At 65.4% G+C, this 26,168-nt stretch carries 24 protein-coding genes; 16 read left to right on the forward strand and 8 right to left on the reverse strand.

The window, feature by feature from the left end; genetic code table 11:
• The first annotated feature begins 26 nt into the window (after nucleotides 1–26).
• Nucleotides 27–707 (forward strand): peptide-methionine (S)-S-oxide reductase MsrA, encoded by a 681-nt coding sequence (gene msrA, locus AC6I9R_RS01725; RefSeq protein ID WP_461426829.1) that lies wholly within the window; start codon nucleotides 27–29, stop codon nucleotides 705–707.
• Nucleotides 708–731: 24 nt separating this feature from the next.
• Here msrA and AC6I9R_RS01730 read toward each other — a convergent pair whose 3' ends face one another.
• The gene (locus tag AC6I9R_RS01730; protein WP_461426828.1) at nucleotides 732–1,019 is read right to left on the reverse strand and encodes a YggT family protein; all 288 of its coding nucleotides are present in this window, start codon (nucleotides 1,017–1,019) and stop codon (nucleotides 732–734) included.
• A 163-nt stretch (nucleotides 1,020–1,182) separates the two neighbouring features.
• Between AC6I9R_RS01730 and AC6I9R_RS01735 the strand changes: the two genes are divergently transcribed.
• From AC6I9R_RS01735 to AC6I9R_RS01750, 4 genes are all read left to right on the forward strand, one after another.
• The gene (locus tag AC6I9R_RS01735) at nucleotides 1,183–1,713 is read left to right on the forward strand and encodes an acyl-CoA thioesterase (protein WP_461426827.1); all 531 of its coding nucleotides are present in this window, start codon (nucleotides 1,183–1,185) and stop codon (nucleotides 1,711–1,713) included.
• A gap of 51 nt (nucleotides 1,714–1,764) precedes the next feature.
• Complete coding sequence (locus AC6I9R_RS01740) at nucleotides 1,765–3,123, forward strand: MFS transporter (RefSeq protein ID WP_461426826.1); 1,359 nt, start codon at nucleotides 1,765–1,767, stop codon at nucleotides 3,121–3,123.
• Between the two features lie 138 nt (nucleotides 3,124–3,261).
• Entirely contained in the window at nucleotides 3,262–4,164 is a 903-nt protein-coding gene (mepA, locus tag AC6I9R_RS01745) for a penicillin-insensitive murein endopeptidase (RefSeq protein ID WP_461426825.1), read from the forward strand.
• Nucleotides 4,165–4,374: 210 nt separating this feature from the next.
• The gene (locus tag AC6I9R_RS01750) at nucleotides 4,375–4,968 is read left to right on the forward strand and encodes an outer membrane protein (RefSeq protein ID WP_461426824.1); all 594 of its coding nucleotides are present in this window, start codon (nucleotides 4,375–4,377) and stop codon (nucleotides 4,966–4,968) included.
• A 122-nt stretch (nucleotides 4,969–5,090) separates the two neighbouring features.
• On the opposite strand, the gene AC6I9R_RS01755 is transcribed toward AC6I9R_RS01750, so the two are convergent.
• Nucleotides 5,091–5,930 (reverse strand): LOG family protein, encoded by an 840-nt coding sequence (locus AC6I9R_RS01755; RefSeq protein WP_461426823.1) that lies wholly within the window; start codon nucleotides 5,928–5,930, stop codon nucleotides 5,091–5,093.
• Between the two features lie 135 nt (nucleotides 5,931–6,065).
• On the opposite strand from AC6I9R_RS01755, the gene dapD reads away from it, so the two are divergent.
• The 4 genes from dapD (at nucleotide 6,066) to AC6I9R_RS01775 (ending at nucleotide 8,515) form a co-directional block, all read left to right on the forward strand.
• A complete protein-coding gene (gene dapD, locus AC6I9R_RS01760) occupies nucleotides 6,066–6,893 on the forward strand; it encodes a 2,3,4,5-tetrahydropyridine-2,6-dicarboxylate N-succinyltransferase (RefSeq protein WP_461426822.1) in 828 nt (275 codons plus the stop codon).
• 148 nt (nucleotides 6,894–7,041) lie between these two features.
• The gene (locus AC6I9R_RS01765) at nucleotides 7,042–7,293 is read left to right on the forward strand and encodes a GlsB/YeaQ/YmgE family stress response membrane protein (protein WP_461426821.1); all 252 of its coding nucleotides are present in this window, start codon (nucleotides 7,042–7,044) and stop codon (nucleotides 7,291–7,293) included.
• Between the two features lie 67 nt (nucleotides 7,294–7,360).
• A complete protein-coding gene (locus tag AC6I9R_RS01770; protein ID WP_461426820.1) occupies nucleotides 7,361–8,101 on the forward strand; it encodes a YHYH protein in 741 nt (246 codons plus the stop codon).
• Between the two features lie 42 nt (nucleotides 8,102–8,143).
• A complete protein-coding gene (locus tag AC6I9R_RS01775; RefSeq protein WP_461426818.1) occupies nucleotides 8,144–8,515 on the forward strand; it encodes a DUF8846 family protein in 372 nt (123 codons plus the stop codon).
• Here the strand turns inward: AC6I9R_RS01775 and AC6I9R_RS01780 are convergent.
• Nucleotides 8,512–9,558, reverse strand: coding sequence for a Hint domain-containing protein (locus tag AC6I9R_RS01780; RefSeq protein ID WP_461426817.1), 1,047 nt, complete (start codon nucleotides 9,556–9,558; stop codon nucleotides 8,512–8,514). The two genes, AC6I9R_RS01775 and AC6I9R_RS01780, sit on opposite strands and share 4 nt — an antisense overlap.
• Nucleotides 9,559–9,571: 13 nt before the next feature.
• Nucleotides 9,572–11,146, reverse strand: a complete 1,575-nt coding sequence (locus AC6I9R_RS01785) for a Hint domain-containing protein (RefSeq protein WP_461426816.1) — start codon at nucleotides 11,144–11,146, stop codon at nucleotides 9,572–9,574.
• 301 nt (nucleotides 11,147–11,447) lie between these two features.
• On the opposite strand from AC6I9R_RS01785, the gene dapE reads away from it, so the two are divergent.
• From dapE to AC6I9R_RS01800, 3 genes are all read left to right on the forward strand, one after another.
• Entirely contained in the window at nucleotides 11,448–12,602 is a 1,155-nt protein-coding gene (gene dapE / locus AC6I9R_RS01790) for a succinyl-diaminopimelate desuccinylase (protein ID WP_461426815.1), read from the forward strand.
• 169 nt (nucleotides 12,603–12,771) lie between these two features.
• A complete protein-coding gene (gene rnr, locus AC6I9R_RS01795; protein ID WP_461426814.1) occupies nucleotides 12,772–15,051 on the forward strand; it encodes a ribonuclease R in 2,280 nt (759 codons plus the stop codon).
• Between the two features lie 126 nt (nucleotides 15,052–15,177).
• Entirely contained in the window at nucleotides 15,178–16,680 is a 1,503-nt protein-coding gene (locus tag AC6I9R_RS01800; RefSeq protein ID WP_461426812.1) for a lytic murein transglycosylase, read from the forward strand.
• Between the two features lie 206 nt (nucleotides 16,681–16,886).
• Here the strand turns inward: AC6I9R_RS01800 and AC6I9R_RS01805 are convergent, their stop codons facing one another.
• Nucleotides 16,887–17,354, reverse strand: a complete 468-nt coding sequence (locus tag AC6I9R_RS01805) for an MOSC domain-containing protein (protein ID WP_461426811.1) — start codon at nucleotides 17,352–17,354, stop codon at nucleotides 16,887–16,889.
• An 87-nt stretch (nucleotides 17,355–17,441) separates the two neighbouring features.
• Between AC6I9R_RS01805 and AC6I9R_RS01810 the strand changes: the two genes are divergently transcribed.
• The 4 genes from AC6I9R_RS01810 (at nucleotide 17,442) to AC6I9R_RS01825 (ending at nucleotide 23,402) form a co-directional block, all read left to right on the forward strand.
• Nucleotides 17,442–19,139: a DUF6504 family protein gene (locus AC6I9R_RS01810; RefSeq protein WP_461426810.1), complete on the forward strand. Its 1,698-nt coding sequence runs from the start codon at nucleotides 17,442–17,444 to the stop codon at nucleotides 19,137–19,139.
• A 362-nt stretch (nucleotides 19,140–19,501) separates the two neighbouring features.
• A complete protein-coding gene (locus AC6I9R_RS01815) occupies nucleotides 19,502–21,115 on the forward strand; it encodes a calcium-binding protein (protein WP_461426809.1) in 1,614 nt (537 codons plus the stop codon).
• Nucleotides 21,116–21,137: 22 nt separating this feature from the next.
• On the forward strand, nucleotides 21,138–21,560 hold the full coding sequence (locus AC6I9R_RS01820; protein ID WP_461426808.1) for a VOC family protein: 423 nt from the start codon (nucleotides 21,138–21,140) through the stop codon (nucleotides 21,558–21,560).
• A gap of 24 nt (nucleotides 21,561–21,584) precedes the next feature.
• Nucleotides 21,585–23,402, forward strand: a complete 1,818-nt coding sequence (locus AC6I9R_RS01825) for a calcium-binding protein (RefSeq protein WP_461426807.1) — start codon at nucleotides 21,585–21,587, stop codon at nucleotides 23,400–23,402.
• Nucleotides 23,403–23,405: 3 nt separating this feature from the next.
• Here AC6I9R_RS01825 and AC6I9R_RS01830 read toward each other — a convergent pair whose 3' ends face one another.
• The 3 genes from AC6I9R_RS01830 to dgcA form a co-directional block, all read right to left on the reverse strand.
• Nucleotides 23,406–24,260, reverse strand: a complete 855-nt coding sequence (locus AC6I9R_RS01830; protein WP_461426806.1) for a D-amino-acid transaminase — start codon at nucleotides 24,258–24,260, stop codon at nucleotides 23,406–23,408.
• A 35-nt stretch (nucleotides 24,261–24,295) separates the two neighbouring features.
• Entirely contained in the window at nucleotides 24,296–25,090 is a 795-nt protein-coding gene (locus AC6I9R_RS01835) for a CE1 family esterase (RefSeq protein ID WP_461426805.1), read from the reverse strand.
• A 136-nt stretch (nucleotides 25,091–25,226) separates the two neighbouring features.
• Complete coding sequence (dgcA, locus tag AC6I9R_RS01840) at nucleotides 25,227–26,168, reverse strand: N-acetyl-D-Glu racemase DgcA (RefSeq protein ID WP_461426804.1); 942 nt, start codon at nucleotides 26,166–26,168, stop codon at nucleotides 25,227–25,229.

Genomic DNA, 26,168 nt, shown 5'->3' on the forward strand with positions numbered 1-26,168 from the left:
GTTGGACAAACATGTCGGAGGTTCCCATGCCCAGAAACCCCATTCGCGAATCCGTCAAGGTCTTCACCCTGTCCATGGCGATCCTCGCGGGCTTCGTGCTGCACGGCAGCCGCGCCCATGCGCAGGACATCCGCACCGCCGTCGTGGCGGGCGGCTGCTTCTGGTGCGTCGAAAGCGATTTTGAGCGGGTCGCGGGCGTGATCGAGGTCGTCTCGGGCTTCGCTGGCGGCTCGGTGCCCAACCCGGAGTATCGCGACGTGGTGCGCGGCGGGACCGGCCATCTGGAGGTGGCCGAGATCACCTATGACGCCGAGGTGCTGCCCTATGCGACCTTGGTGCATCTGTTCCTGCGCTCCATCGACCCGCTGGATGCGGGCGGGCAGTTCTGTGACCGGGGCGAAAGCTACACCACGGCGATTTTCACCGACGACGCGCAGGAGCGGGACATCGCGCGCGGCGCGATTGCCGAGGCGGAAAGGCTGTTGGGCCAATCCATCGTCACCCCAATCCGCGACGCCGCGCCGTTCTACGCGGCAGAGGCGTACCACCAGGATTACTACCGCTCGAACGAGATCATCCTGACCCGGTTTGGCCCGCGCCGGAAATCCGTGGCCTATGACCTTTACCGCACCGCCTGCGGGCGCGATGCGCGGGTGCTGGAGGTTTGGGGCGCGGAGGCGGCCTTTGCCGCGGATCACCTGAACTAGGACAACCCCGGCGCAAGGCCCGGTCTAAAGGAAGAACGCCACGTTGTTGCGCAGGATGATTTCGACCGCGTAGACGCCCAGGATCACCACAAGCGGCGCAAGGTCGAGGCCGCCCATGTTGGGCAGGAAGCGGCGGATCGGGTCGTAGATCGGTTGCAGCAGGCGGTTCAGCCCGTCCCAGATCTGCGCCACAATCGGCTGCGCCATGTTCAAGACGCCAAAGTTGATCAGCCACGACATGATGATGTGGGCGATCACGATGAACTTCACGACGCCGATCAGAAGCATCAGGATCTGGAAAATTGAGGTCATGGGCTTTTCGTCCGCGTTCGTGAGTGTTCCCTGCCAGATAGGGCCGTGGCCCTTGGGCTGCAAGCGGGGAAGCCCCAGAGCCCTCCGATATCTCTGCATAGGCCCCACAATTTGACGCGACGGCCCTCTTGCACCCCGGCGCTGCGCGCGCGATGCATCTTTCATGTATCCCTACCTCAGATTTGGCGCCCTTGTGCTGCGCGAACGCCGTCTGCCGAAGATGGGTCTTTATGACACGCACGCGATGTCGATGACCTGCCTGCCGGTCGATATCGACATGTTCCTGGAGATGAACAACGGCCGCATCCTGACGCTCTTTGATCTCGGCCGCTTTGCGCTGGCGATCCGCATCGGCTTGGCGGATGTCCTGCAGGACCAGAAGTGGGGGCTTGTCGTGGCGGGCTCCACCGTGCGCTACCGCTCCCGGATCACGACGTTCCAGAAGTTTGAGATGCGGACGCGGTTTCTGGGCTGGGACGAGCGGTTCTTTTATCTGGAGCAATCGATGTGGCGCGGCGACACGCCCTGCAACCACGCGCTTTTGCGCACCGGCGTGACCGCCAAGGGCCGCCTCGCCCCCGTCGAAGATGTCGCCCAGGCCCTGGGGGTGGAGGGCGACAGCCCCGCCTTGCCGCCCTGGGCGCAGAACTGGGCTGAGGCCGACGGGACACGACCCTGGCCGCCCGAGGTCTGATCGCAGCGCTTGGTGATGGACAAACGCGGCCCCGCGCTGGAAGGTTGCGCCATGAACACCGCGCCCGCCCCTGCCGCTACGAACACCCGCAAACGCATCTGGGGCTGGTGGGCGTTTGACTGGGCGAGCCAGCCCTACAACACGCTGCTGCTGACCTTCATCTTCGGCCCTTATGTGAATGAGCTGCTGGGCGACGGCACCCAGGCCCAAACGGCCTGGGGCTACGGCGTCGGCGCGGCGGGCTTCCTGATTGCCATCTCCGCCCCGTTCCTGGGCGCGATGGCGGATCTTTCGGGGCGGCGGATGCCGTTCATCTACCTCTTCTCGGCCATGTATGTCGTCGGCGCCTACGGGCTTTGGTGGGCCGCGCCGGGGGATTTCAACCTGCTGCTGACCCTGATCCTCTTCGCCATCGGCCTCATCGGGATGGAGTTCGCCACGATCTTCACCAACGCCATGCTGCCCACCCTCGGCAACCGCGAAGAGATCGGGCGCATCTCGGGCTCGGGCTTTGCCTGGGGCTACGTCGGCGGCCTCGTCGCCCTGGTCCTGATGCTGTTCTTCTTCGCCGAGAATGCCGAGACCGGGAAAACCCTTCTGGGCATGGACCCGATCCTGGGCCTCGACGCCGCCACCCGTGAAGGCACCCGCGCCGTCGGCCCCCTCACGGCGATCTGGTTTGCCATCGGCATGATCCCCTTCTTTCTCTGGGTGCGCGACACGCCGCAACCGGGCGCCGTCCCCATGGGCCGCGCCCTGCGCGGCGCCCTGCCTGCGCTGATCAAAACCCTGCGCCGCCTGCCGTCCGAGAAACCCCTGCTGGCCTACCTCGCCTCGTCGATGTTCTACCGCGACGCGCTCAACGGCATGTATGTCTTCGGCGGCATCTACGCCTCGGGCGTGTTGGGGTGGAGCGTTGTGGACGTCGGCATCTTCGGCATCCTCGCCATCCTCACCGGCGCGTTCTTCTCGTGGCTGGGCGGGCGCGCCGACGGGCGCTTCGGCCCGAAACCGGTAATCGTGGTCAACGTCCTGCTCCTCAGCTTCGTGGCGCTGGCCGTCGTCTTCGTCAGCCGCGACAGCGTGCTGGGCGTCCCCGTCGCGCCCGACTCCTCCGCGCCCGATATCGCCTTCTACATCCTCGGCGCGTTCATCGGGGCCTGCGGCGGCGCGCTGCAATCCTCCTCGCGCACCATGCTGGTCCGCCAGGCCTACCCGGACCGCATGACCGAGGCATTCGGCCTCTACGCGCTGGCGGGCAAAGCCACGTCCTTCATCGCGCCGCTCTCCATCGGGCTGGTGACGCAGCTCTCGGGCAGCCAACAGGTCGGGGTCCTGCCGCTTGTGGTGTTGTTCGCGATTGGGCTGGTGCTGCTGATTTGGGTCGCCCCGGAGGGGCGCAATGAGTAGCCGCCCCAGAGGGGCGCAATGAATAAAGCCCCGAAGGGGCGCGATGAATAGACACCGGAGGGGCGTGACGGTTAAAGTAGAACAAGGCGGGGCCGTTTTGGCCCCAAAACGCCCCAAGTGATTATCGGAGACGTCGTTATGAAACGCCTATTTCCCTTTGCCATGTTGTTCCTCGCGGCCTGCGGCACAGGCGGCGGCCCCACGGCCCAATTGGACGCCACCTTGTCCAGCAGCGAAGCGCGGCAGTATTTCGGGGCCGAGACCACCGGAAGCGGCGGGCAAAGTGAGGCCATCGGCTTCTACTCCAACGGTTGCCTCGCGGGCGGCGTTGAGCTGCCCGAAACGGGGCCGACCTGGCAGGCGATGCGCCTGTCGCGGGACCGCAACTGGGGCCATACCGAGCTTCTTGATTACATCGAAACCCTCAGCGCCGATGTGGCGCGCAATACCTCCTGGCCGGGGCTCTATGTCGGTGACATGGCACAGCCCCGCGGCGGCCCGATGCTGACCGGCCATGCCAGTCACCAGTCCGGCATCGACGTCGATATCTGGATGCTGCCGCCCGACCGCCTGAACCTCAGCGTGGATGAACGCGAAAACCTCTCCTCCATCTCCGTGCGCGCGCAGCGGGGCGCCTCGGTCAATGGCAACTGGACGGCGGACCATGCCGAGGTGCTGCGCCTCGCCGCCAGTGACCCGCGCACCGCGCGGATCTTCGTGACCACCGGCGTGAAGGTCTGGCTATGCGAAAACGTGACCGGCGACCGCAGTTGGCTCAGCCATATTCGGCCCGCCAACGGCCACCACTACCATTTCCACGTGCGGCTCCAATGCCCGCGCGGCGACCGCAATTGCCAGAACCAGCCGCTGCCCCAGGGCGATGGCTGCCAAGAGGCCTACGACCGCGCCGCGCGCATCCTCAACCCGCCGCCCCCCGGCCCGCCGGACACGACGCCGCCGCCCGCCACACCGCCCCGGGGGATGCGCGTGCCGCTTGGCAATATGCCCAACCAATGCGTCAGCCTGCTCAGCGCGCTCTAACGCGGTCTGCCTGATTTCCGGGCATCTGCCCCTGCGGGCGGATGCCAAAGGTTAACGCCTTCGGGTCCTAAGTGCCTTTCCAGCAACAAAAACGTGCCCCGACCGCCACAGGCGGTGGGGGAATGGGCGCGCGCGCTGACACGGGCCGGGCCAGCCTGTAGACTCGCCGCAAGATCAAAAAAACGTCGAGCATAATTCGGAGTTCAAAAAATGAACCGCATTCTTTGTGCCATCGCGTTGATGGCCCTCTCCAGCCCTGCCCAAGCCCAAGTCACCGGCCCCGCCCTTTCAGATTGGCAGGGCGTCTACTTTGGCGGCCAGGTCGAGTTCTTCCCCGACAGCGAGTTCACCGATGACCGCACCCCGCTGATCGGCGGCGAGATTGAGGGAGAGATCGGCGGCACCTTCATCGGCTACCGCCATCAGTTCAATTCCTTCGTTGTCGGTGGAGAGCTTGATTATGTCGGCGGCGATGTCGAGACGACGCTGACCGCCTTGGGGGCAGGCGCCTCGGACGGGTCAGACATCGGCCTCATCCGCGCGGGCGCAGAGGTCGGCTATGCCTTCGGTCGTTTCCTGCCCTACGCCACGGCGGGCTACGCGCGCATCGTCTTTCGCAATACGATCAACGGCGACAATATCTCGCCGGGGTCGTTCTACGGGCTCGGGCTGGATTATCAGACCGGTGAATATGCGTCCGTCGGGGTCGAGGTGAACCGCCAGCGGTTCGAGGATTTCAGCCTGTCGCCCGACATCAACCTGGACGCCACAAGCGTCAGCGTGAATTTCGCCATCCGCTACTGACGGAAGGGCAGGGCCCCGGGCCATGTCTCGGGGCCGCCAAAAGGTTAACGCGGAAACTGTTCACAGTGATTATCGTTGTATTTCAGTATCTTAAGACCCTGCTCAAGCTTGAGCACCCCCGCTCACCGCCCCGGAATCTCTCCGCGTTTGCCCGACAGCGTCCAATTATCGATCACATCCAGCGCGTCCTGGGCCGTCTCCACGAAGCGGAACAGGTTCAGATCATCGGCTGAAATCGTGCCCGCCCGCACCAGCCCGTCCCAGTTGATGATCTCGCGCCAGAAGTCCTCTCCGAACAGCAGCACCGGCACCTGCTCCATCCGTCCGGTCTGGATCAGCGTCAGCGCCTCAAACGTCTCATCCATCGTCCCGAACCCGCCAGGGAAGACCGCGATCGCCTTGGCCCGCATCAGGAAGTGCATCTTGCGGATCGCGAAGTAGTGGAAGTTGAAGCACAGCTCCGGCGTGACGTAGTGGTTCGGCTCCTGCTCGTGCGGCAGCACGATGTTGAGGCCGATGGAGCAGCCGCCTGCATCCATCGCGCCCCGGTTGCCCGCCTCCATCACGCCAGGCCCGCCGCCGGTGACGACGACGTTCTCCGTACAGCCCGTCCCGACGGAGCGTTCGGTGATCACCCGCGCAAACTCCCGCGCTTCCTCGTAGTATTTCGACATATCCCGCAGCGCATCACTGCGCGCGCCCTCCCGGTCCTCGGGCCGCGGAATGCGGGCGCCCCCGAACAGAACGATGGTGGAGTTAATCCCCCGCTCATCCAGCCCCATCTCGGGCTTGAGCAGCTCCAACTGCAACCGTACCGGACGCAGCTCATCGCGGCACAGAAAGTCCTCATCCGCAAAGGCCAGCCGATACGACGGCGATTGCGCCTGCGGCGTGTTCGGCAAATGCGCGACCGCGCTGCGGTCTTGGCTGGCATTCCGGAAGGGTTTGCGTTCGTCTTTCATCAGGGCCTCTGTCTGTTGGTTCGCCCAAGCCTAGCGGCCCCGGCGAACACGTACCATCACCGATTGCCCAGTGGCCTTTGCAGGCGTTCACCGCTATAGCCGCCCCGAACGCCGCTATTGCTGAAGGGAAGTCCCATGTCCAACGCCCAACTCGAGACCGCCATCGAAGCCGCCTGGGAGGCCCGTGATCAGATCACGCCCGCCACAACAGGCGAAACCCGCGAGGCGATTGAGGATACGTTGACCGCGCTGGACAGCGGCACCCTGCGCGTGGCCGAGAAGCAGGACAGCGGCGACTGGCACGTGAACCAATGGGCCAAGAAGGCGGTGCTGCTTGGCTTCCGCCTCAAGGATATGGAGCTTCAGGGCGGCTCCGCCCAGGGCGGCAGCTGGTGGGACAAGGTCGACAGCAAATGGGCCTCCTGGGGTGAGAACGAATGGGGCGCCGCGGGCTTCCGCGCCGTGCCCAACTGCGTCGTGCGCCGCTCCGCCTACATCGCGCCGGGCGTGGTGCTGATGCCCTCCTTCGTGAACCTCGGCGCCTATGTCGACAGCGGCACCATGGTCGACACCTGGGCCACCGTCGGCTCCTGCGCGCAGATCGGCAAGAACGTCCACCTCTCGGGCGGGGTCGGCATCGGCGGCGTGTTGGAGCCGATGCAGGCTGGCCCCACGATTATCGAGGATGATTGCTTCATCGGCGCGCGCTCCGAGGTGGTTGAAGGCTGCATTGTCCGCGAGGGCTCGGTCCTTGGCATGGGCGTCTTCATCGGCCAATCCACCAAGATCGTGGACCGTGAAACCGGCACCGTCAGCTACGGCGAAGTGCCCGCAGGCTCGGTCGTGGTGGCGGGCTCCATGCCGTCGAAAAACGGCGTGAACCTCTACTGTGCCGTCATCGTCAAGCGGGTGGACGCCCAGACCCGCTCCAAAACCTCCATCAACGAGTTGCTGCGCGACTGATCGCGCTTTCATCTTGCCCGGAAAACTCCGGGGGGAGGGTGCATCCCTTGGGATGCGCACGGGGGGCTGGCCCCCCTCCGCCCTCTCCCAATCTGCCCGGTCCTGAGGTAGGTTCTCCCCACAAACCCCGCTTCTGAAGGAGAACCCCATGCAAGGTCTCGGAATTCTCGCAGCCATTCTTGTCGGCGGCCTCGCCGGTTGGATCGCCAGCCGCTTCATGGGCGCGCGGACTGGGATCATCATGAATGTGATCCTCGGGATCGTCGGCGCCGTGGTGGCCAATTTCCTCTTTGGGTTGATCGGCCTCACGACCTCGGGCGGTTGGTTGATGCAGGGGTTCGTGGCCTTCGTGGGCGCCTGCATCCTGATCGGCGTGCTGCGGATGCTGCGCGGGCGGTAAGGATTTTCGCGACGGAACGAAGCGGGGAGTGCGTGGAACCTTCAGGTAACACGAAAGGACCCACGCCATGATCCGCGCCCTCCTCCTGACGGCCCTGATCGCCACCGCCCTGGCGATCCCCGCCCAGGCCCATGAGCATGTGACAATGACGGTCGAAGATGACATCCGTTGCATCGCGTCCAACGGCATCCCGGGTCACGACGCGGGCCCCTGGCGCGCGGGCGCGATGGTCGAGCCGCAGAGCCACCTCTATTGCATGGACGCCACCCCCGAATTGACCGGCACGATCCGGCAAGATGTCCGTGTCTCGGGCATCACGTTGACCGGCATTCCGCTTCGTCCGGGCACGGCGGAGTATTACGACGCCGAAAGCGACCGGGGCTATTCCCGTGACAGGTCCTCGGGCTGGAACGTGGAAGGCATGGGTGGGCTGATCATGGACGCGCAGAATGCCCACGTCGATGGCGACGGGATGTATCACTACCACGGGATCCCCTCTGCCGTGGTAAGCGAGCTTGAGGGCACGCTGTTCGGCTATGCCGCCGATGGGTTCGAAATCCACTATGCCGGGGCGGCAGTGCAATCGTCGTGGCAGTTGCGGCACGGCGATCGCGCCTCGGGCCCCGGCGGCGTGTTTGATGGCACCTATGTGCAGGATTACGAATTTGTCGAAGGCTCCGGCGATCTGGATGAATGCAACGGTCGCCTGGAGGATGGGCACTACGTCTACTACGCGACGGACACTTTCCCCTTCTTCCCCCGCTGTTTCATGGGCGAGGTCGGCCAGGATTTCCTTGGGCGGCGGTAAGGCGGCTTGACTCAGACAGCCCTCCTGCGCCATCCGCGCGGGATGGCAGAGAATGATCAGAAGAAACCGAAGAAGCCCAAAGCCGTCCACGAGGTGTTCACGCTTCTGGTGGAAGTCGGCCGCAAGGACAACGACGGCCTGCCCAAAAAGGCGACCGGTGCGGGGCTGTTGTGCTTTGCCTCCGGCGTGGATGAGGCCGAGGCGGTGCGCGAGACCGTTGCGGTGCTCAAGCAAGCCGACCTCGCGCCGCTGGATGTGACGGGGTACGGCAGCCTCAAGGAACGCGAAGCCCAGGGCGATGAGATCAGCGAAGAAGAGCGGGACCTGATGGCGCGCGCCCGGGCGGAGAATTCGGTTATCGTGGTACAGATGACGCCGTTCTACGACGACGGGCCGGACCCTGCAGAGGCCTAGGCCGCCCGCGCGTGGGCCGTGACAAGTGCCCGCGCGGCAGCGCGATCCAGCAATGGCAAGGACGGCAAAGTGTCCGCCAAAATCGGGCTGGCCGATTGGCTGATCTGTTGATCGCCCAGGGCCATGACATCGCCCAGATGCGCGGTTTCCATCGGCGCGTTTTCGATCCGGATGCAGGCCGGATCATCCAGCATCATGTGGTAGAACATCCGCATCGGCTTGGTGCGGTCCCGCATCACGGCGCGCCCGGTGGCGAGGTCGGCGGCGCAGGCTAGGACCGCGTCGGTGCCGCAGAGGTAATCCACCACCGGTCCGGTCTGCAGCAGCCGGGTTTGCGGCGTCACCACAAGGTCCCGCGTCAGCCCGAAGTAGGGCGCGCGCAGGCAGATTGGGGCCGTGCGTCCCAGGCACAGGCGGGGCCGCGCCTCGATCCAGCGCAGGGGATGCGGGGCGCCTTCTTCGTCCAACAGCTCATCGCCCGGGCGCAGGGCGTCCACGGGCCGCGGGCCCTGCACGGTGGAAACAAGCGCGCCGCTTTCCACGCCGGGAAGGTCAGTCGCCGACACGGCGCTGGAGGCGACGGCGGCCACATGGGCGACGGTCAGAAACCCCTCGGCGCGGGGCAGCGCATCCCGCAGGGTCGCCTGTTTCGCAAGGCCCGAGCGCAGGACCTGCACCCGGTTCTGATCGTGGTTGGTGACTTCAAACACATCCGCCCGCCCCTCGGCGCAGGCGACGTAGCGCAGGCCCAGGGTCTCTCCGGCGCTCAAGGTGCCGGGGGTGGTGCAAAGGTCAATCTCACCGTGGAGCAGGCGGACGGCACCGTCGGGCATCAGGTAGATGCAGATCGCACTGTCGCCCTCGGTCGCGCCCTGCCAAAGGCGCAGGGGGATGTCGCGCGCGACGCCTCGGCCCCGGCGCGGTGTGGGGCGGCGGGGGCAGATCAGCTCCAACCACAGGGTCATGGCGCGGAGCGGCGTGTCACATGCCGTGGGCGGGGATCGGTAGACGCGCCTGTCGCTCCATATCGCTTGCCATGTCATGGGTGCGTCCGCCCTATGCCAACATCGCCCGCGCCTCAAAGGCGCGCAGCGGCAGGCGGGCGGCGGGGCCGTAGCCATCCATGGTGGTGGGGTCGATGTCGGGGAAAAGCGCCAGCACTTCTTCCTGAACCTCGGCGTCCAGGTCGTTCATCACCGTGGGGCCGGGCAGGAAGCTTTCCGTGGCCAGACCTTCGGAGAAAATGATCTGGTGTTGGTCGAACAGCAGGTGGAAATACTCCACCTCGCCGCCTTCCAGCACGCGGACAGAGCATTCATTGACCAGATCCTTCGCGGCGATCAGCACCTCATCCTCACCGAACATCAGCTCGGCCATCCAATGGGTCAGCATCACCCGGTGTTGGGGCGAGACGACAAGGCGACGGTGCATCCCGAAGGTGCCGGCCTCAATGGCGATGGGGGCAAAACGACCCTCGGCGGCAACCTTGCGCGACCCGATCCAGCGGATCGGCTGAAGGCCATTGTCGCGTGTTTCGATCCTGTCACCGGCGACGAGGTCTTCGACCGGCTTTTCGCCGTCTTCGGTCAATATCATCGTGCCGCGCACGAAGCAGGGAATGGCCGTGACCGTGACAAAGGCGGTGTCGGTGATGCCGTTGCCGTTATCGACGGTATAGGTGAAGTTGATCGTCTCGTTTGCCGTTAGCTCGGTCTGGGTGGCGGGCGGATCGATCTGCAACTCACCCGAGGGCAGCAGCGTCACGATGGTGCCATCCGACAGCGTGACGCTTTCGCCGAGCTCAACACGCACGCCATTGATATGGGTGATGAAGGCCAGGCCGCCGCTATTCGGATCGTTGGCCAGCACATCCAGAACGGAGGTCACACCCTCATAATGGGTCAGCGAATCCGCTTGGGCGATGAACTCACCCTGGATCGAATCCGCCGCAATCAGCACGTTGGAATCGTAGGAGCTGTCGCCCACATCGGCGATGCCGATTCTGATGTCGTTGGGCTGGTTGGCGTTGACCGGCATGACCAGGGTCAGCGTGACGGTGAAGCCGTCCATCTCGGTGTTGAAGTCGTCGTTGGTGTTGTTGTTGAATAGCGTCGCATTGGCCGATTGGTTGACCGAGTTGATCTGCGTCACGTTCACAATCGGCGACGTCACAAGGTTGCCGTTCACCCAGACCCCGAAGATGTCGTTGTAGATGGAGCCGGTGTATTCTGGATATTCCTCGGACGAGAAGGTGAACTGCATGGTCACAAAATCGGTCGTCGGGGTGAAGTTGATGTCCAGAAAGCTGGCGTCATAGGTGTTGGTGCCGGCGGCCGCGTTGAAGTCCGAGTTGTTGGACTGGCCGGGCGTATTGGTGGAAGTGCTGCCAGACCGGTTCGGATCGCCGTTGGACTGTGTGATGTTGTTGGCGCGGCCCGTCGACAGGATGACGCCGGTATCCGACGGCGTGACCCCGGGGGCGACCGTGTTGCCGTTGGTGTAGATGCCCGAGGACTGGCTCCACCCCGAATAGGTGGCATTGTTGACGGTAACGCCCGGGCCAAAGATCGTGTTGGCCATCTGAAGCGCCGTCGCGTTTTCATTGATCGGAAGTTCGTTTCCCGTCGCCATGTCTTGCCGTCACCCTTTCGGGCCGAGGTTCGGCATACACGATACGGCACACAGGCATTGCGGCTCGGGCATGACCCAAGCGCTTCCCGTGACGGTTACTCATTACTCTGCTCAATCGCGGCGCTGGTTTTTTGGTGCGTCCGCTTGCCTGCCTCGGCGTTGTTTTATTGCGACTTCGTTAACACGGAGCCTGTGGATAATTCCAATTTTCTGCTCGTTTGAGCCATCTTCCCGCCGCATTGTGGTCCTTCGGCCACGCCGATAGGATGCGTCCTACCATATCGTGTATCCCGAGGATTTCATGTCACAATCTCCTGTCGATCCCGTTGCCCTTACGGCAGCCTTGATCCGCTGCAACTCTGTCACGCCGCTGGAAGGGGGGGCTTTGGTCCTGCTGGACGAGCTGTTGTCAGAGGCCGGATTTGACTGCACGCGGGTGGACCGGGGCGGCACTGCCAACCTCTACGCCCGCTGGGGGACGCGCGGAAATGGCCGTGCGTTTGGGTTCAACGGCCACACCGATGTGGTGCCGGTGGGCGATGAGGCGGCCTGGAGCTACCCGCCGTTTGGGGCCGAGATGGACGGCGACTGGATGTACGGACGCGGGGCCACGGACATGAAGTCAGGCGTGGCGGCCTTCGCGGCGGCGGCAATCGATTTCGTGCGCAACACGCCGCCCGACGGGGCCGTGGTGCTGGCGATCACCGGCGATGAGGAGGGCGAAAGCACCGACGGCACCATCGCACTGCTGGATTGGATGGATAAGGTGGGCGAACGCGTGGACGTCTGCATCGTGGGGGAGCCGACGTGCCCCGAACAGATGGGCGATATGATGAAGATCGGCCGCCGCGGCGCGCTGACCGCGTTCTTCGAGGTCATCGGCAAACAGGGCCACTCCGCCTATCTGCACAAGGTGATCAACCCGCTGCCCGCCGTCGCCCTTCTGGGGCACCGCCTGTCGACCCATGTGCTGGATGAGGGGACGGATCACTTCGATCCCTCCACCTGTGCGATCACCACCATCGACACCGGCAACCCCGCCAACAACGTCATCCCCGCGCGCACCAAAATGACGGTGAACCTGCGGTTCAACGATCTGCATTCCGGCGAAAGCCTCACGGCCTGGCTCCGATCCGAGGCCGACCGCGTGGCGGCGGAAACCGGCACGACCATCCAGATGACCACCAAACTCAGCGGCGAAAGCTTCCTGACCCCGCCGGGCGACCTCTCGACCCTCGTGGCCAAAGCCGTGACAGCTGAAACGGGGCGGGTGCCCGAGATGTCGACCACCGGCGGTACGTCGGATGCGCGTTTCGTCAAGAACCACTGCCCCGTGGTGGAATTCGGCCTCGTGGGCCACCGAATGCACCAGGTGGATGAACGGGTGCGGATCAGCGATATCCACGACCTCAAGCGCGTCTACATGCGCGTCCTGCAGGACTACTTCGCCGACTAAGCGCGCCGCCCCTCCTCGACCCTTTCGGGTCTCCTCGCAGCGGTGCCGATCCGGGCACGCCGCTCCCCCCTTCATCTTGCCAAATACAACTCAACCCCATCCTCTCCGCCACGCGCCTCCGGTCGAATTGCCCGATGACGCCCCCCCCCGCCCATGATACGCCCCTCCCATGAGCAGCATCCCCTCCAAAGAGCAGATCCTCGCGTGGATCAACGACAACCCCGGTCGCCGGTCCAAGCGGGACATCGCCAAGGCGTTCGGCATCAAGGGTGCCGCACGGATTGATCTGAAACGCATCCTGAAAGAGCTTCAGGCCGACGGGCATCTGGAGAAGAAGGGCCGTATCTACCGCGACCCCAACAAGCTGCCGCCAGTCACGATCCTGCAGGTCCAGGCGCCGGACGAGAACGGTGATCTCTTCGCGCGTCCGTTGGAGTGGCACGGCGAGGGGGCGGAGCCGCGCGTTCTATATACCCCGCGCACGGCGGATCCGGCCGTGGGGCAGGGTGACCGCATTCTGGCCAAGCTGTTCGAGGTGCAGGGGGAGGACCACCATTACACCGCCAAGCTGATCCGCAAGATCGGCACCAACCCGCGCAAGATCCTGGGGATCTTCCGCAAGGAGGATGACGGCGGGACGATCACGCCGATCTCCAAGGGAACGGACAAGGAATGGCAGGTGCGTGCGGGCGACACCTTTGGGGCCAAGGACGGAGAGCTGGTCGAGGGAGAGCTGGCCGGGCCGAAAGCGCGCATGGGCGCGCCGCGCGCTAGGATCACGGCCCGCGTTGGCGATCCCGGTGCCGCGCGGGCGGTGTCGCTGATCGCAATTCATGAACACGGTATTCCGGATAGTTTCCCGAATGCCGTCATCGCCCAGGCCGATGCCGCCAAGCCCGCAGGCCTGAAGGGGCGAGAGGATCTGCGCGATCTGCCGCTGATCACCATCGACCCGTCCGATGCGCGGGACCATGACGACGCCTGTTATGCCCACGCCGATGAGGATCCGAAGAACAAGGGCGGCCATGTGATCTGGGTCGCGATTGCCGACGTGGCCCATTATGTGACGCCGGATTCTGCGCTCGACCGAGAGGCGCGCAAGCGGGGGAATTCGACGTATTTCCCCGACCGTGTCGTGCCTATGCTGCCGGATCGGCTGTCGGGCGATCTGTGCTCGCTCCACGAAGGGGTGCCGCGCGCGGTGATTGCGGTGCGGATGGTGATTGACGCGCAGGGGCAGAAGGTGGGGCATGCCTTCCACCGGGGGCTGATGACCTCCCCCGCCTCGCTGAGTTATGAGGAGGCGCAGGCCGCCCAGGATGGCGATGTCAGCGCCCGGACCGAACCCCTCCTCGAGGGCGTTATTCGCCCTCTCTTCGCAGCTTATGAAAGCCTCAAGATCGCGCGGGCCAAGCGGCAGCCGTTGGAGCTGGACCTGCCGGAGCGGCGGATCGAGCTGGACGACCGGGGGGAGGTAACCTCCGTCGCGTTCAAGGACCGCCTCGATGCCCACCGCCTGATCGAAGAATTCATGGTGCTCGCCAATGTCGCGGCGGCAGAAACGCTGATCGCCAAGCGCACGCCCCTGCTGTTCCGCGTCCATGAGGAACCCTCGCCCGAAAAGCTGGAAGCCCTGCGAGAGGTTGCCGACAGCGCGGGGCTGACGCTGGCCAAGGGGCAGGTGTTGCAGACCCGGCACCTGAACGACCTGCTGCGCGCGGCGGGGGAGGATGTGGCAGAGCTGATCTCGATCTCCACCCTGCGCTCGATGCAGCAGGCCTATTACAACCCGGAGAATTTCGGCCACTTCGGCCTTGCCCTGAAAAGCTACGCGCATTTCACCTCGCCTATTCGGCGCTATGCCGATCTGGTCGTGCACCGCGCGCTGATCAGCGCCCATGGGTGGGGGTCCACGTCACAAAAAGACGGGCTGTCGGCGGGCGAAATCGAACGGCTGGAAGAGACCGCCAAGCTGATTTCAAGCACCGAGCGGCGGTCCATGGTGGCCGAGCGCGATACCTCGGACCGCTATCTGGCGGCTTATCTGTCGGACCGGGTGGGGGCAGAGTTTGGCGGGCGGATCTCGGGCATCGCGCGGTTCGGTGTGTTCGTGAAGCTGGACGAGACCGGGGCCGATGGCCTCTTGCCGATGCGGGCCCTGGGGCAGGAGTATTTCCACTTCGATGCCGAGGCGCAGACCCTGATGGGCGCGGATACCGGCACGATGATCGGGATCGGCGATAGGGTGCTGGTGAAGCTCTCTGAGGCGGTGCCGGTGACCGGCGGATTGATCCTGGAACTGCTGGAGCATGACGGCAAAGCGCCGGCCCAGGGGCGTCGGCGCGGCCAGAGCCGGGGACGGGTCAAACCACCGGCGCGGCGCAAGGTCGGGGCGTCGAAAGGGCGTAAGGTCAAGCTTCGCAAGAAGGCCGCCCGCAAGAACGGCTAACCTGGCGTTAACCCTTTTTGCGCCATGCTCTCTGGCGAAAGCCCGCGCATTGTTGCGTGAAAAACTGTTAGTCCACCGCGTTTTTGCTATATTGTTGCGCTACTGAGCACGATCGAGCCTTTGCCCATGTCCCGTCTTGGACCCATCTTTCTAGCGGTTTTTCTCGCCCTGGGGCTGCCCGTTCTGGCGGCACCGCCCACGATTTCGCCGCTGCCCCTGCCGCGTCCGCTGCAAGGGGCTGTGGTGGCGGTGGAGGTCTCGGCCCCTCTGCGCCGCAACGTGCTGATCGAGGTGATTGCCGAAGAGGCGATTGAAGAGGCCGCCGTCGCGGATGAAGCCCCCGTAGAGGAAGCGGAACAACCGGCCCCGAGCGACCTTGCGATCCTGACCTCCCCGCGCCCGACATGGCGGGGCGACGTGCCGCCGGATTTCGCCGCCCGTGCCGCGCGCCTGCGGGCAGAGGCCGAGGCCGAGGAAGCCGCCAACCGCCCGATCCGCACCAGTGATCCTGAGTTTCGCGCCTGGATCGCGGCGTTCGAGGAGCGGGCGCTGGCCGCGGGCATCAGCGCGGACACGTTTGAGCGGGCCTTTGACGGGCTGCAGCTCAACACCGGTGTCCTGGAGCGTGACAGGAACCAGGCGGAGTTCTCGCGCGCGCTCTGGGTTTACCTGGACTCGGCGGTTTCCGCCGCGCGCATCCGCAATGGGCGCGAGGCACTGGCCGAATGGCGCACGACACTGGGGCGAATTGAAGAGCAATATCAAGTGGAAGCCGAGGTTGTGGTCGCGGTCTGGGGGTTGGAAAGCGCCTATGGCGCGATGCGCGGCAGCGAGGGGATTGTCGAGGCGATGGCCTCGCTGGCCTTTGACGGGCGCCGTCAGGAGTTTTTTGAGGCGCAGCTGATCGCCGCGCTGCAGATCATCGAGGCGGGCGACACTCGGCCGCGCAACATGACGGGATCCTGGGCGGGCGCGATGGGTCACACGCAGTTCATGCCCACCAGCTACCTGGAATATGCGCAGGATTTTGACGGCGACGGGCGGCGCAACATCTGGAGCGATAATCCCGTCGACGCGTTGGCCTCCACCGCCCATTACCTTGCGGAACACGGCTGGACCTACGGCCAGCCCTGGGGCCTGGAAGTGCGCCTGCCCGAGGGGTTCGACTACCGTCTGGCGGGCGAGCAGGAGCGCATTGGCGCGGCGTTCTGGAACCAGCAAGGCGTGCGGCTGCGCAATGGCGATCCGGTGCCGGAACATGGGCCTGCGTCGATCCTTCTGCCAGCCGGGGCGGGGGGTGTGGCGCTGGTGGTCTACAACAATTTCCGGGTCATCGAGCGGTATAATCCCGCAGACGCCTATGTCATCGCGATTGGCCATCTTAGCGACCGGATCCAAGGTGGACCCGCGTTCGAGGCCGGGTGGCCCCGGGGCGACCGGGCGCTGACCTTTGCGGAGCGCGAAGAGTTGCAGCGGTTGCTGCGGGCGGCGGGACATTATGATGAGCGGATCGATGGGATCGTTGGGCCAATCACGATTGCATCGGTGCGCAGCTATCAGGAAGCGGTCGGGGTGACGCCCGATGGCTATGCATCCTTGGCGATCCTGCAGCGGTTGCGGGGCGGGTAGGGTTCAGGGATTGCGCCTTGGCTCAGACGCCCTTCGGGCGCCTTCGCCAAGTCGCCGGGGGCGCCTCCTCCGCGCTTCGCGCGTCCTCGGCGCTAAAGCGTTCCGCCAAAAACCTGAGTAACAGCTTTTGGAGGAGCGCAGTGCAAGGCTTGATCGTTGCACGCGCCCCGCCTTTTTCTGATGTCTCAGGTCAAAGGCGGGACGCTCTAGGCCGGTGTGACGTCATCCCCGAGGGTGATCAGGCCCGGCGCCACCACGCGGGCGCACCAGCCGCCGTGGCCGCGCATGGCGTTGTAGCCGCCGGGACCCAAGGCGGCTTCCATCCGCGAACACGGGGCGCAGGGGATCGTGATCTCGATGAGCGCTGCGCCGATGCGGAGCTGTTTGCCGCGCAGGGCCTGCAGGTTGAGTTTTGAGATGACGAGGTTGCGGCGCAGGGTCTCGGGTGCCAGCTCGGACATTCCGGCGAGGGCGGCGATTACCGGCACATGCTCGGCCTGGATCAACGTCAGCGCGCGCTTCCCCGGGCGGCTGTGGTCGCCTTGCAGGCCGCCCTCCAGCAGATGCGCCTTTGGGACCGCCTCGATCTCTGCAAGCCGCGTGGGCCGCAGCCCGATCCAATCAAGACGCCCTTTCTGGGCATGGCGCGCGGTGAGGGTGGCGAGGGTTTCCATGGGATCCCCCTTAACACAGCGAAGGACTCGACTCCCAGCCGGTCGCGCACTAATTTGAGAACAAATTAGGAACATGTGCTGCCACCCATGCCCCAATCCTCAGGCTATATCGCTGATCCGCGTCGGCGCATCCTCTCGCTGTGGTTCCCCCGCCTCGGGGCGGAGCGGGTGCTGCGGATGGCCCCTGCCTTGGTCGAGACGCCGCTTGTGACGGTGGCAGAGATCGGCAATCTGCGGCAACTGGTGGCCACCACCCAGGTCGCCGAACGCCTTGGCCTGTCGCGCGGGCAATCCCTGAGCGAGGCGATGGTGCTGTGCCCCGATCTCGTCACCCGCCCGCAAGACCCGGGCCGGGAGGCGGCGCTGCTGGCGGCACTGCGGCGCTGGGCGGGCAAGTTCAGCCCCTGGGTGGCGGAGGAAGGCGCAGAGAGCCTGATCATCGACCTCACCGGCTGCGCGCATCTGTTCGGCGGGGAGGAGGCGCTGTTTGCCCAGGTGCATGAGGATTGCGCAGACCTCGGCCTCAGCGTCTGCGCGGGGATTGCCGACACGGCGGGGGCGGCCTGGGCCCTGGCGCGCTACGCGGGTGGCGGCGGGCTCGTGCCGGAGATGGTACGGGGGCGCAGTGGCGATGCGATTGATCAGGAAGCGCGGGCCACGCGGTCCCGCGCGCGCAAGCGGCATTGGGTGAAGGGCGGCCCCGCCCCCGCGACAGAGGTGGCGGGCACGGCACCGCGGATCGCGCAACCCGGCGGCACGCGGCAGGCCCTCGCACCGCTGCCCATCGCGGCGCTAAGGGTGACCCCGGATATCACGACAGGCCTTGCGCGCCTTGGCCTGCGCCGCATCGGCGACGTGTTGACCCTGCCCCGCGCGGGCCTGGCCCGGCGTTTCGGTCGGGGCCTCATGCAGCGGCTTGATCAGGCGCTGGGGATCGAGCCTGAACCGATCTCTCCGGCGGGCGCCCCGCTGCATTTTGCCGTGCGCCTCAGCCTGCCGGAGCCGATTGGCCTGGAGGCGGATATCGTCGCGGGGCTGGAGCGGATCCTGCCGCCGCTGTGCGAGAAACTGCGCGCCCGGGGACGCGGCGCGCGCCGGGTGCGGCTGGAGTTGAGCCGAGTGGAAGGCGACACGCAGGTTGTCGAAATCGGCCTGGCGCGGCCTGCCGATCAACCGGACAAGTTGCAGCCCCTGTTTGCGATGAAACTGGACGATGTGGACGCGGGCTTCGGGATTGACCGCTTGCGGGTGATCGCCCATGTGACCGAGCCGTTGCACGCCACGGAACACAAGGGCGGGTGGGCCGTGGCCCAGGAGGCCGCGGGGCCCCGCGCGCGCGGGCAGGACATGGCGGATCTGATCGCGCGGCTCGGCGCCCGGGTGGGGCTGGAGGCGATCCGCCGTGCGCGGCCTGCCGACAGCCATATCCCGGAGAAAACCTCTGTCCCCCTCGCCGCCGCCTGGTCCGAGCCTGAACCCTCTGGCACCTGGCCCGCCCCCACGCGGCCCCGTCCGTTAACGCTGTTCCAGCCCGAGCCTGTCACCGCCCCGGCCACCCCGGACGTGCCGCCCGAGTTCCGCTGGCGGGGGCGGCGGTTTGAGATCCAAAGCGCCCAGGGCCCCGAACGCATCGCGCCGGAATGGTGGCTGGACGAGCGGCAATGGCGCACCGGCGTGCGCGATTACTGGCGCGTCACAACCCGGGACGGCGCGCGCCTTTGGCTCTATTATGCCCATGGGGGCGCCCAATCGGGCGGGTGGTTTGCCCAGGGTGATTTTGGGTAAGCCAGCCCTCGCACGGCACACCAAGCGCACCCCGGGGCCCTCTGATGTCACGCCTTGAGGGGTGATTCAGGTTTTTTTGAAACCGCCACGGGCTTTGCGGCGCCGAGAATGTGGCAAGAATTTGGCGATTGAAGTCGGGTTGGAAACAACCCAACAGAATCGGCCAGATTGTACCCTAAACCCCTGTAAAATAGGCGAAGTAGAGGGTTCCCAAACGCCATAAAAATGACGAAAATTACCCTCAAATTGCACCCTGCCCGAGCGCTGCCACCCCCCTCTCGGGCTCGATTCTACAGATCGGACTGCAACCAGACATCGGCACCGCCCCGTTAGGGCGGTCCCCCACCAAGAGTATCGTACCCATGTTCTCCATCTTGCCCTTCCTGCTCGTCGGCCTCGGCCTTTCGTTCTTCATCGACAACGATGACGACAATGACGAGCAGCCCTCGACCCCGGAGCCGGGGTTTGAAACCGGCGATGGCCCCGAGGAAGAAGACATGCTCACCTTCGTGCAGGGGATCAGGCTTGGCGTGCTGACGCCCGACGGCGACCCCACAGAGGGTCCGCTTCAAGGTGGTGAAGGTGACGACACGATCACCGGCGGCATCGACAACGACGTGCTGATCGGCGCGGGTGGCAACGATCAGATCGTCGGCGATCTGGGGGAAGATACGATCAGCGGCGGTCTTGGCAATGACACGCTGGATGGCGGCGAGGGTGCTGATGTGATCGAAGGCGGCGCCGGCGCGGACCAGATCATCGGCGGGCTTGGCAATGATACCCTGGCGGGCGCAGATGGTGCCGACACGCTGCTGGGCGGTGCGGGCAATGACGTGCTGGACGGCACGCAGGAAGACCTGTTTGTTCCAACCTCCCCGACCGACCCCATTGACCCGATTGATCCCACCATTCCCGGCGATGACGGACCGGCCTCCGAGCCCGACACTCCGGCTGACCCGTCCGAGGACCCCATTGTTGAGCCCCCGGCCCCGCCAACCGGGAACCAGCTGCTGGATGGCGGCGCGGGCAATGACCTTCTGACCGGCGACAAGGCAGACACGCTGACCGGCGGCGAAGGGGTCGACAGCTTTGTGGTGGATGCCTCCGGCGACCCGACCGATGGCTCGGTCCTGATCACCGATTTTGACCCCGTGCTGGAGGCGCTGACCCTGAACGTGGACGGCCTTGAGGTCGGCGACCCGACCCAGGACGGCTTCGCTTTTGAGATCGAGACCCGCGATCTTTCTGACGACAGCGGCATGGAAGTTCTGCTTCAAGGCGTGGTCGTGGCCACCCTTGCGGGCGTGTCCGAGACCGATGAAATCACCATCTCTGTCGTCGGCGCGAACTCTGGCACCGCCAACCCTGGCACCTTCACCAACCTGGGCGACGGCGATGATATCGCGACCGGTGTTCTGTCTGACGACACGATCAACGGCGGTGCGGGCAATGATTCCATCGACGGCGCCGCAGGGCGCGATGTGCTGAACGGCGACGCGGGCAACGACACGCTGAACGGCGGCGCGGGCCGCGATGACCTGTCGGGCGGCACCGGCAATGACATCCTCGATGGCGGCGGTAATGATGAGCCCATCGGGGCAACGGTCGTGCAAGAGCGGCTTGATGGCGGCGAGGGCGACGACACCCTGCGTAGCGGTGATGGCTTTGTCGCGTTGACCGGCGGGGAGGGCACCGATGTGTTCGAGATCACCCGGACAGAGCTGAACGCTGATCCCGCAGTCGATCCGGTCCGGGTGCCGGTGACCGAGGTCACTGACCTGAACGTTGCCACCGAAGAGGTGAACATCAGCTTCGTCAACGGTGACGCCTCGGCCTCTCCGGTGCCCTTCACCCTGGTGGATGCGCCTGATGGATCCGGTGTGGCGGTTGTGATCGGGGGGGAGTTCTACGTCTTCCTGACCGGTGTTCTTGCCGCCGATGCGCCCACGGTGAACGTGACCAGTGCCGCAGCCTAAGCCCCCTTTCAGGGTCCGCGCCTTGGGCGAAATTGCCATCCGCTGCGATAACCTCGCGCGGATGGAGGCGTTTTATGCCGACGTCCTGGGGCTGGAACGAATGCCCGGCAATGCCGCGCCGGACATCGTCTTTTTCCGCATCGCCGAAGGCTTCGGTGGACACACCCAGGTGCTTGCGCTGTTTGGAAACAATGCGGCGGGTGACCTCGGATTGTATCCCAGCGCGCGCCAAGCCCCTGAAACCGGGGCAAAATCCTCATTGCATCACCTGGCGTTAACCATATCCTACGAGGAACAAGACGCCGCCATGGCCTGGTACGATTCGCTGGGGAAAGCGTACCGGGTAGAACATTTCGGCTGGGTTGGCTGGCGGGGGATCTTCACCGAAGACCCCGAGGGCAACACAGTCGAACTTGTGGCCTACGATCCCAGCCTTAAAGAGTGACCCATTTAAAGCGGAGGCACTGCCATGCTGACCCTTCTTCCTCTTCTCCTCCTGGGCGTTGGCCTGGCGTTCTTTCTGGGCGGCGACGATGATGATGACAGCTCTCCGACCATCGTCGGCACCGACAACGATGACCTTCTGACCACCGACGTCGGCGCGCTGCTGGACGGGCTGGAAGGCGACGACACCCTGCGCGGGTCCGAGGAGGATGACACCCTGCTGGGACGCGGTGGCAACGACCTGCTCAACAGCCAGGGCGGCGATGACCGGATTGAGGGCGGCGACGGCGTCGATACGCTCAACGGCGGCACTGGCGCCGACACGCTTCTGGGCGGCTTGCTGGGGGATTTCCTGGGCGGGGACGACGGCGACGACAGTCTTTTTGGCGGCTTCGGACCCGACCAGATCGAAGGCGGCTTCGGCGCGGATACCGCCGACGGCGGCCCGGGCGCAGACCTGATCTATGGCGATGGCGGCGAGGACAGCCTGGATGGCGGCACCGGCGATGACACCCTCTTTGGGGGCCCCAGCGGTGACACGATCAACGGCGGCGATGGCTTCGACAGCATCGAAGGTGGCAATGGCCGTGATGACCTCAGCGGCAACGCGGGCAACGACGTGATCTTCGGCCAGAACGACAACGACACCCTGCGCGGCGGCGAGGGCAATGACCTTCTGGACGGCGGCGCAGACACAGACCGCATCTTCGGCGATGGCGGCAATGACACGATCATCGGCGGCACCGGCTCGGACGGTCTGGTGGGCGGCGAGGGCAATGACGAGCTTCTGGGCAAACGCGGCCTCGACAAGCTGTTCGGCGAGGAGGGCGACGATACGCTCTTCGGCGGCCTCGACAACGACCTCCTCAGCGGCGGCATCGGCAACGACAACCTCGATGGGCAACAGGACGACGACAGCCTGCGCGGCGACGAAGGCGACGACACGCTGCTGGGCGGCCTGGGCAACGACGACCTGGATGGCGGCGAGGGGAACGATAGCCTTCGCGGTGGCGCGGGCAATGACAGCCTCTTCGGCGTAAACGGGGCCGATACGCTTTTTGGTGACGACGGCAATGACCTTCTGCTTGGCGGCGACGGCGGCGATTCCCTGTCTGGCGGCGCTGGTAACGATAACCTCCTCGGTGGCCTCGGCGCCGATGTCCTTTTCGGGGGTGTCGGCAACGATGTCCTTTCCGGCGATGAAGATGATGACCTGCTGAACGGCGAAGACGGGGCCGATAGCCTCATCGGCGGGGAGGGGAACGACACGCTTCTGGGCGGCGCGGGCAACGACACCCTGGAAGGCGGCGTGGGCAATGACAACATGGTTGGCAGCGCCGGGGACGACCTGCTCTTCGCTGGCCTGGGCGACGATACGCTCGACGGGGGCGAAGGCGCCGATACGCTTATTGGCAGCATCGGGGCGGACGTTCTGTTGGGCGGGGCGGGCAATGATTTCCTCAACGGCCAAGCCCTGCTTGAAGAGCCGGGCGTCGCCGACGTCCTCATCGCGGGCGATGGGGACGATGTTCTGGCGGGCAACGATGGGGATACCCTCACCGGCGGTGCGGGCGTCGACCAGTTCCAGGTGTTCAGTGATTTCGAGACTCCGGGAGAGGTGGTGGAAATCACCGATTTCGAGGCCGGGTCCGAGGAACTTGTCCTGCAACTCCAGTTTGATGACATCTACAACGGCACGCCACCGCCGCTGAATGTCACGCAAACCGATGCGCCCGGCGGCGGGGCCTTGGAAATTCGCGTGAACGGGACGGTTTTCGCCTTGCTCTCGGGCATGACCTCGGCTGACGCTGTCAACGTCTCGACCGTGGTGTCGTTTGACTAAGCCCTAAACCGCCGCCTTGCGCATCTCGTCCAGGTAGATCTCGCGCAGGCGGGCGACGACGGCGCCGGGGGTGCCTTGGCCGACCGTCACGCCATCAAGCTCCACCACGGGCATCACGAAGGTGGTGGCCGAGGTGACAAATGCCTCGTCGGCCGCCTTGGCTTCTTCCATCGTGAACGGGCGCTCTTCGACCTTCATCTGCGCCTCTTCCGCCATCCGAAGAACGGCAGCGCGGGTGATGCCGCTGAGGATCTCATTGCCCAGGTGTCGGGTGACAATCGTGTTGCCCTGGACGATATAGGCGTTATTCGACGTGCCCTCCGTCACCACGCCGTCCTGCACCATCCAGGCATCATGGGCGCCTGCCGCCTTCGCGGCCATCTTGCCCATCGACGGGTAGAGCAGCTGCACCGTCTTGATATCGCGACGGCCCCAGCGTTGATCCTCGATCGAGATCACCTTCATGCCGGTCTTGGCCATCGGGTTGTCGGCGAGGCCCGGCTTGTTCTGGGTGAACAGCACCAGGGTCGGCGCTGTATCCTCGGGGTAGGCGAAATCACGGTCGGCGGCGCCGCGCGTGACTTGCAGGTAGATCAGCCCTTCGTCGATCTCGTTGAGGCGCACGAGTTCGCGGTGGATCTCCAGCAGCTCTTCTTCGGTCGTGGGGTTCGCCATATCCAACTCATCAAGCGAGCGTTGCAGGCGCTTGGCGTGACCGTCGAAGTCGATCAGCTTGCCGTCCAACACGCTGGTGACCTCATAGACACCGTCCGCAAACAGGAACCCGCGATCGAAGATCGAGATGGTGGCTTCATGCTCGGGCAGGTACTGCCCATTGACGTAGACGGTGCGGGTCATCTGTTCAGGCTCCTAAAACGCAAGTTCCCTCTGCATTAGAGCCGCGAGAGGATCCGTTCAATGGCCCATTCGACGCGTGCCGTCGAATAAGAATGCCCGCCGCTGAACAGGCAGAAATCCAGCAGCAATCCATCGGCGTTTTCGCGCAGGAAACACGACAGGTCGCCGGGCATCTCGGCCAGGCGCGCCTCGGGCTGGTCGCCATGCTCGGCGTACATCGCCAGCGCCTCCATCACGTTGCCCTGGTGGACCGGGCCAATCGGGCGTCCGGCCAGCGGCACGACCCCGTCGCCATCGCCATGGATGTGGATCAGATGCGCGGGCGGTGTGGGGCAGGACGGCGGGATGTTGAGCCAGAAGGTGCCCGAATAGGGCACGAAGCCCGCGAAGGTGTCGCCCATGCCGCAGGCCAGGGTCCAGGTCATCATTCCCCCGGCGCTGAACCCGGTGGAGATCAGGCGCGATTGATCAAGCGCGATGCGTCCGGCCACGTCGTCGATCACCGCGCGCACGTAGTCATACTCGCGCGCCTCGGTCTGTTGCGGTTCTCGCGGGCGGTGGGCGAGGTTCCAGTCATCGGCGTCCGCGTTCAGCGCGATGAAGGCCATGCCCAGGCGATCAGCCATGGCGCGCAGGCTTTGGTTGCGCATCGCCCCGCCCGCTGTGCCGCGATAGCCGTGGGCGTGGAAGAAGGCCCCGACCGGTTGATCGGTGTCGGGCATGTAGTAGCGGTAGGTGCGATCCCCCAGAACCGAGCAGTCGGTATCGGGGCCGCAGGCGAGGGCTGGCGTGCTCAGCAGGGCGAGGGCGGCGGCGAGGATCAGGCGCATGGGGGCTCCGGTTGGTGTCACGGCAACGTGTCGGAAATTGCGGGCCTCTGCACCCCACTTTCGTGTGAGGGCGCTTGGGGCCGGGTGCGGACCCTCCGGGGGGGATATTTTAGGAACGGGGAAATAGGGGGGAGTGCTATCCCCAGAGGGCGGCGTCCGGCGGGTAGACGGTGGAGCCGTCGAAGCGCAGCGGCGGGGTGCGATCTTCGGCCAGCAGGAGCGGCCCGTCGAGGTCCACGATCTCGGCGCCCTGGGCCAGGATCATCGCGGGCGCCATGGCGAGGCTGCTGCCGACCATGCAGCCGACCATCACGGCGTAGCCCTCGGCGCGGGCCGCGTCATAAAGCGCGAGCGCTTCGGTCAACCCGCCGGTCTTGTCGAGCTTGATGTTGACCATGTCGTATTTGCCCTTCAGGCCCGGCAGCGACGCGCGGTCATGGCAGGACTCGTCGGCGCAGACGGGCAGGGGGCGGGCGATTTCGGCAAGCATATCGTCTTCGCCCGCGGGCAGGGGTTGTTCCACCATCTGCACGCCCAGGCGCAGCAGGTGGGGGGCGAGGTCGGAATAGACCTCTGCCGTCCATCCCTCATTCGCATCGACGATGATCGCGGCCTTGGGCGCGCCTTTGCGCACGGCTTCAAGGCGGGCCATGTCGTCGGGGGTGCCGAGTTTGATCTTCAGCAGCGGGCGGTGGGCATGTTTGGCTGCTGCCGCGCGCATATTCTCGGGCGTGTCGAGGGACAGGGTAAAGGCGCTGGTGACGGGGCCGGGGGCGGGCCGATCGAACAGATCCCAGGCGCGGACGCCCTGGGACTTGGCGCGCAGGTCAATCAACGCGCAGTCCAGCGCATTGCGGGCCGCGCCCGCGGGCAGGGCCGCGACGTCGCCGCCAGAGGCCTCGATCTGCGCGGTCACACTCTCCAGCGTCTCGCCATAGCGCGCATAGGGCACGCATTCGCCGCGACCCTGGTGGCCGCCCTCGTCCACCGTGACAGTCAGCACCTGCGCCTCGGTCCGCGATCCGCGAGAGATCGTGAAAACCTCGGCCAGGCGGAAACTGTCACGGGTCACCTGCAT

This window comes from Gymnodinialimonas sp. (assembly GCF_059726805.1).

Excerpts from the sequence above, each read along its gene's own strand:
- AC6I9R_RS01800 (WP_461426812.1), top strand. The coding sequence starts at position 15,178 with ATGTCCCGTCTTGGACCCATCTTTCTAGCGGTTTTTCTCGCCCTGGGG.
- dapE (WP_461426815.1), top strand. The coding sequence starts at position 11,448 with ATGTCACAATCTCCTGTCGATCCCGTTGCCCTTACGGCAGCCTTGATC.
- mepA (WP_461426825.1), top strand. The coding sequence starts at position 3,262 with ATGAAACGCCTATTTCCCTTTGCCATGTTGTTCCTCGCGGCCTGCGGC.
- AC6I9R_RS01810 (WP_461426810.1), top strand. The coding sequence starts at position 17,442 with ATGCCCCAATCCTCAGGCTATATCGCTGATCCGCGTCGGCGCATCCTC.
- msrA (WP_461426829.1), top strand. The coding sequence starts at position 27 with ATGCCCAGAAACCCCATTCGCGAATCCGTCAAGGTCTTCACCCTGTCC.
- dapD (WP_461426822.1), top strand. The coding sequence starts at position 6,066 with ATGTCCAACGCCCAACTCGAGACCGCCATCGAAGCCGCCTGGGAGGCC.
- dgcA (WP_461426804.1), bottom strand. The coding sequence starts at position 26,168 with ATGCAGGTGACCCGTGACAGTTTCCGCCTGGCCGAGGTTTTCACGATC.
- AC6I9R_RS01755 (WP_461426823.1), bottom strand. The coding sequence starts at position 5,930 with ATGAAAGACGAACGCAAACCCTTCCGGAATGCCAGCCAAGACCGCAGC.
- AC6I9R_RS01805 (WP_461426811.1), bottom strand. The coding sequence starts at position 17,354 with ATGGAAACCCTCGCCACCCTCACCGCGCGCCATGCCCAGAAAGGGCGT.
- AC6I9R_RS01780 (WP_461426817.1), bottom strand. The coding sequence starts at position 9,558 with ATGACATGGCAAGCGATATGGAGCGACAGGCGCGTCTACCGATCCCCG.
- AC6I9R_RS01825 (WP_461426807.1), top strand. The coding sequence starts at position 21,585 with ATGCTGACCCTTCTTCCTCTTCTCCTCCTGGGCGTTGGCCTGGCGTTC.
- AC6I9R_RS01770 (WP_461426820.1), top strand. The coding sequence starts at position 7,361 with ATGATCCGCGCCCTCCTCCTGACGGCCCTGATCGCCACCGCCCTGGCG.
- rnr (WP_461426814.1), top strand. The coding sequence starts at position 12,772 with ATGAGCAGCATCCCCTCCAAAGAGCAGATCCTCGCGTGGATCAACGAC.
- AC6I9R_RS01835 (WP_461426805.1), bottom strand. The coding sequence starts at position 25,090 with ATGCGCCTGATCCTCGCCGCCGCCCTCGCCCTGCTGAGCACGCCAGCC.
- AC6I9R_RS01750 (WP_461426824.1), top strand. The coding sequence starts at position 4,375 with ATGAACCGCATTCTTTGTGCCATCGCGTTGATGGCCCTCTCCAGCCCT.
- AC6I9R_RS01735 (WP_461426827.1), top strand. The coding sequence starts at position 1,183 with ATGTATCCCTACCTCAGATTTGGCGCCCTTGTGCTGCGCGAACGCCGT.
- AC6I9R_RS01775 (WP_461426818.1), top strand. The coding sequence starts at position 8,144 with ATGGCAGAGAATGATCAGAAGAAACCGAAGAAGCCCAAAGCCGTCCAC.
- AC6I9R_RS01730 (WP_461426828.1), bottom strand. The coding sequence starts at position 1,019 with ATGACCTCAATTTTCCAGATCCTGATGCTTCTGATCGGCGTCGTGAAG.
- AC6I9R_RS01830 (WP_461426806.1), bottom strand. The coding sequence starts at position 24,260 with ATGACCCGCACCGTCTACGTCAATGGGCAGTACCTGCCCGAGCATGAA.
- AC6I9R_RS01815 (WP_461426809.1), top strand. The coding sequence starts at position 19,502 with ATGTTCTCCATCTTGCCCTTCCTGCTCGTCGGCCTCGGCCTTTCGTTC.
- AC6I9R_RS01740 (WP_461426826.1), top strand. The coding sequence starts at position 1,765 with ATGAACACCGCGCCCGCCCCTGCCGCTACGAACACCCGCAAACGCATC.
- AC6I9R_RS01785 (WP_461426816.1), bottom strand. The coding sequence starts at position 11,146 with ATGGCGACGGGAAACGAACTTCCGATCAATGAAAACGCGACGGCGCTT.
- AC6I9R_RS01765 (WP_461426821.1), top strand. The coding sequence starts at position 7,042 with ATGCAAGGTCTCGGAATTCTCGCAGCCATTCTTGTCGGCGGCCTCGCC.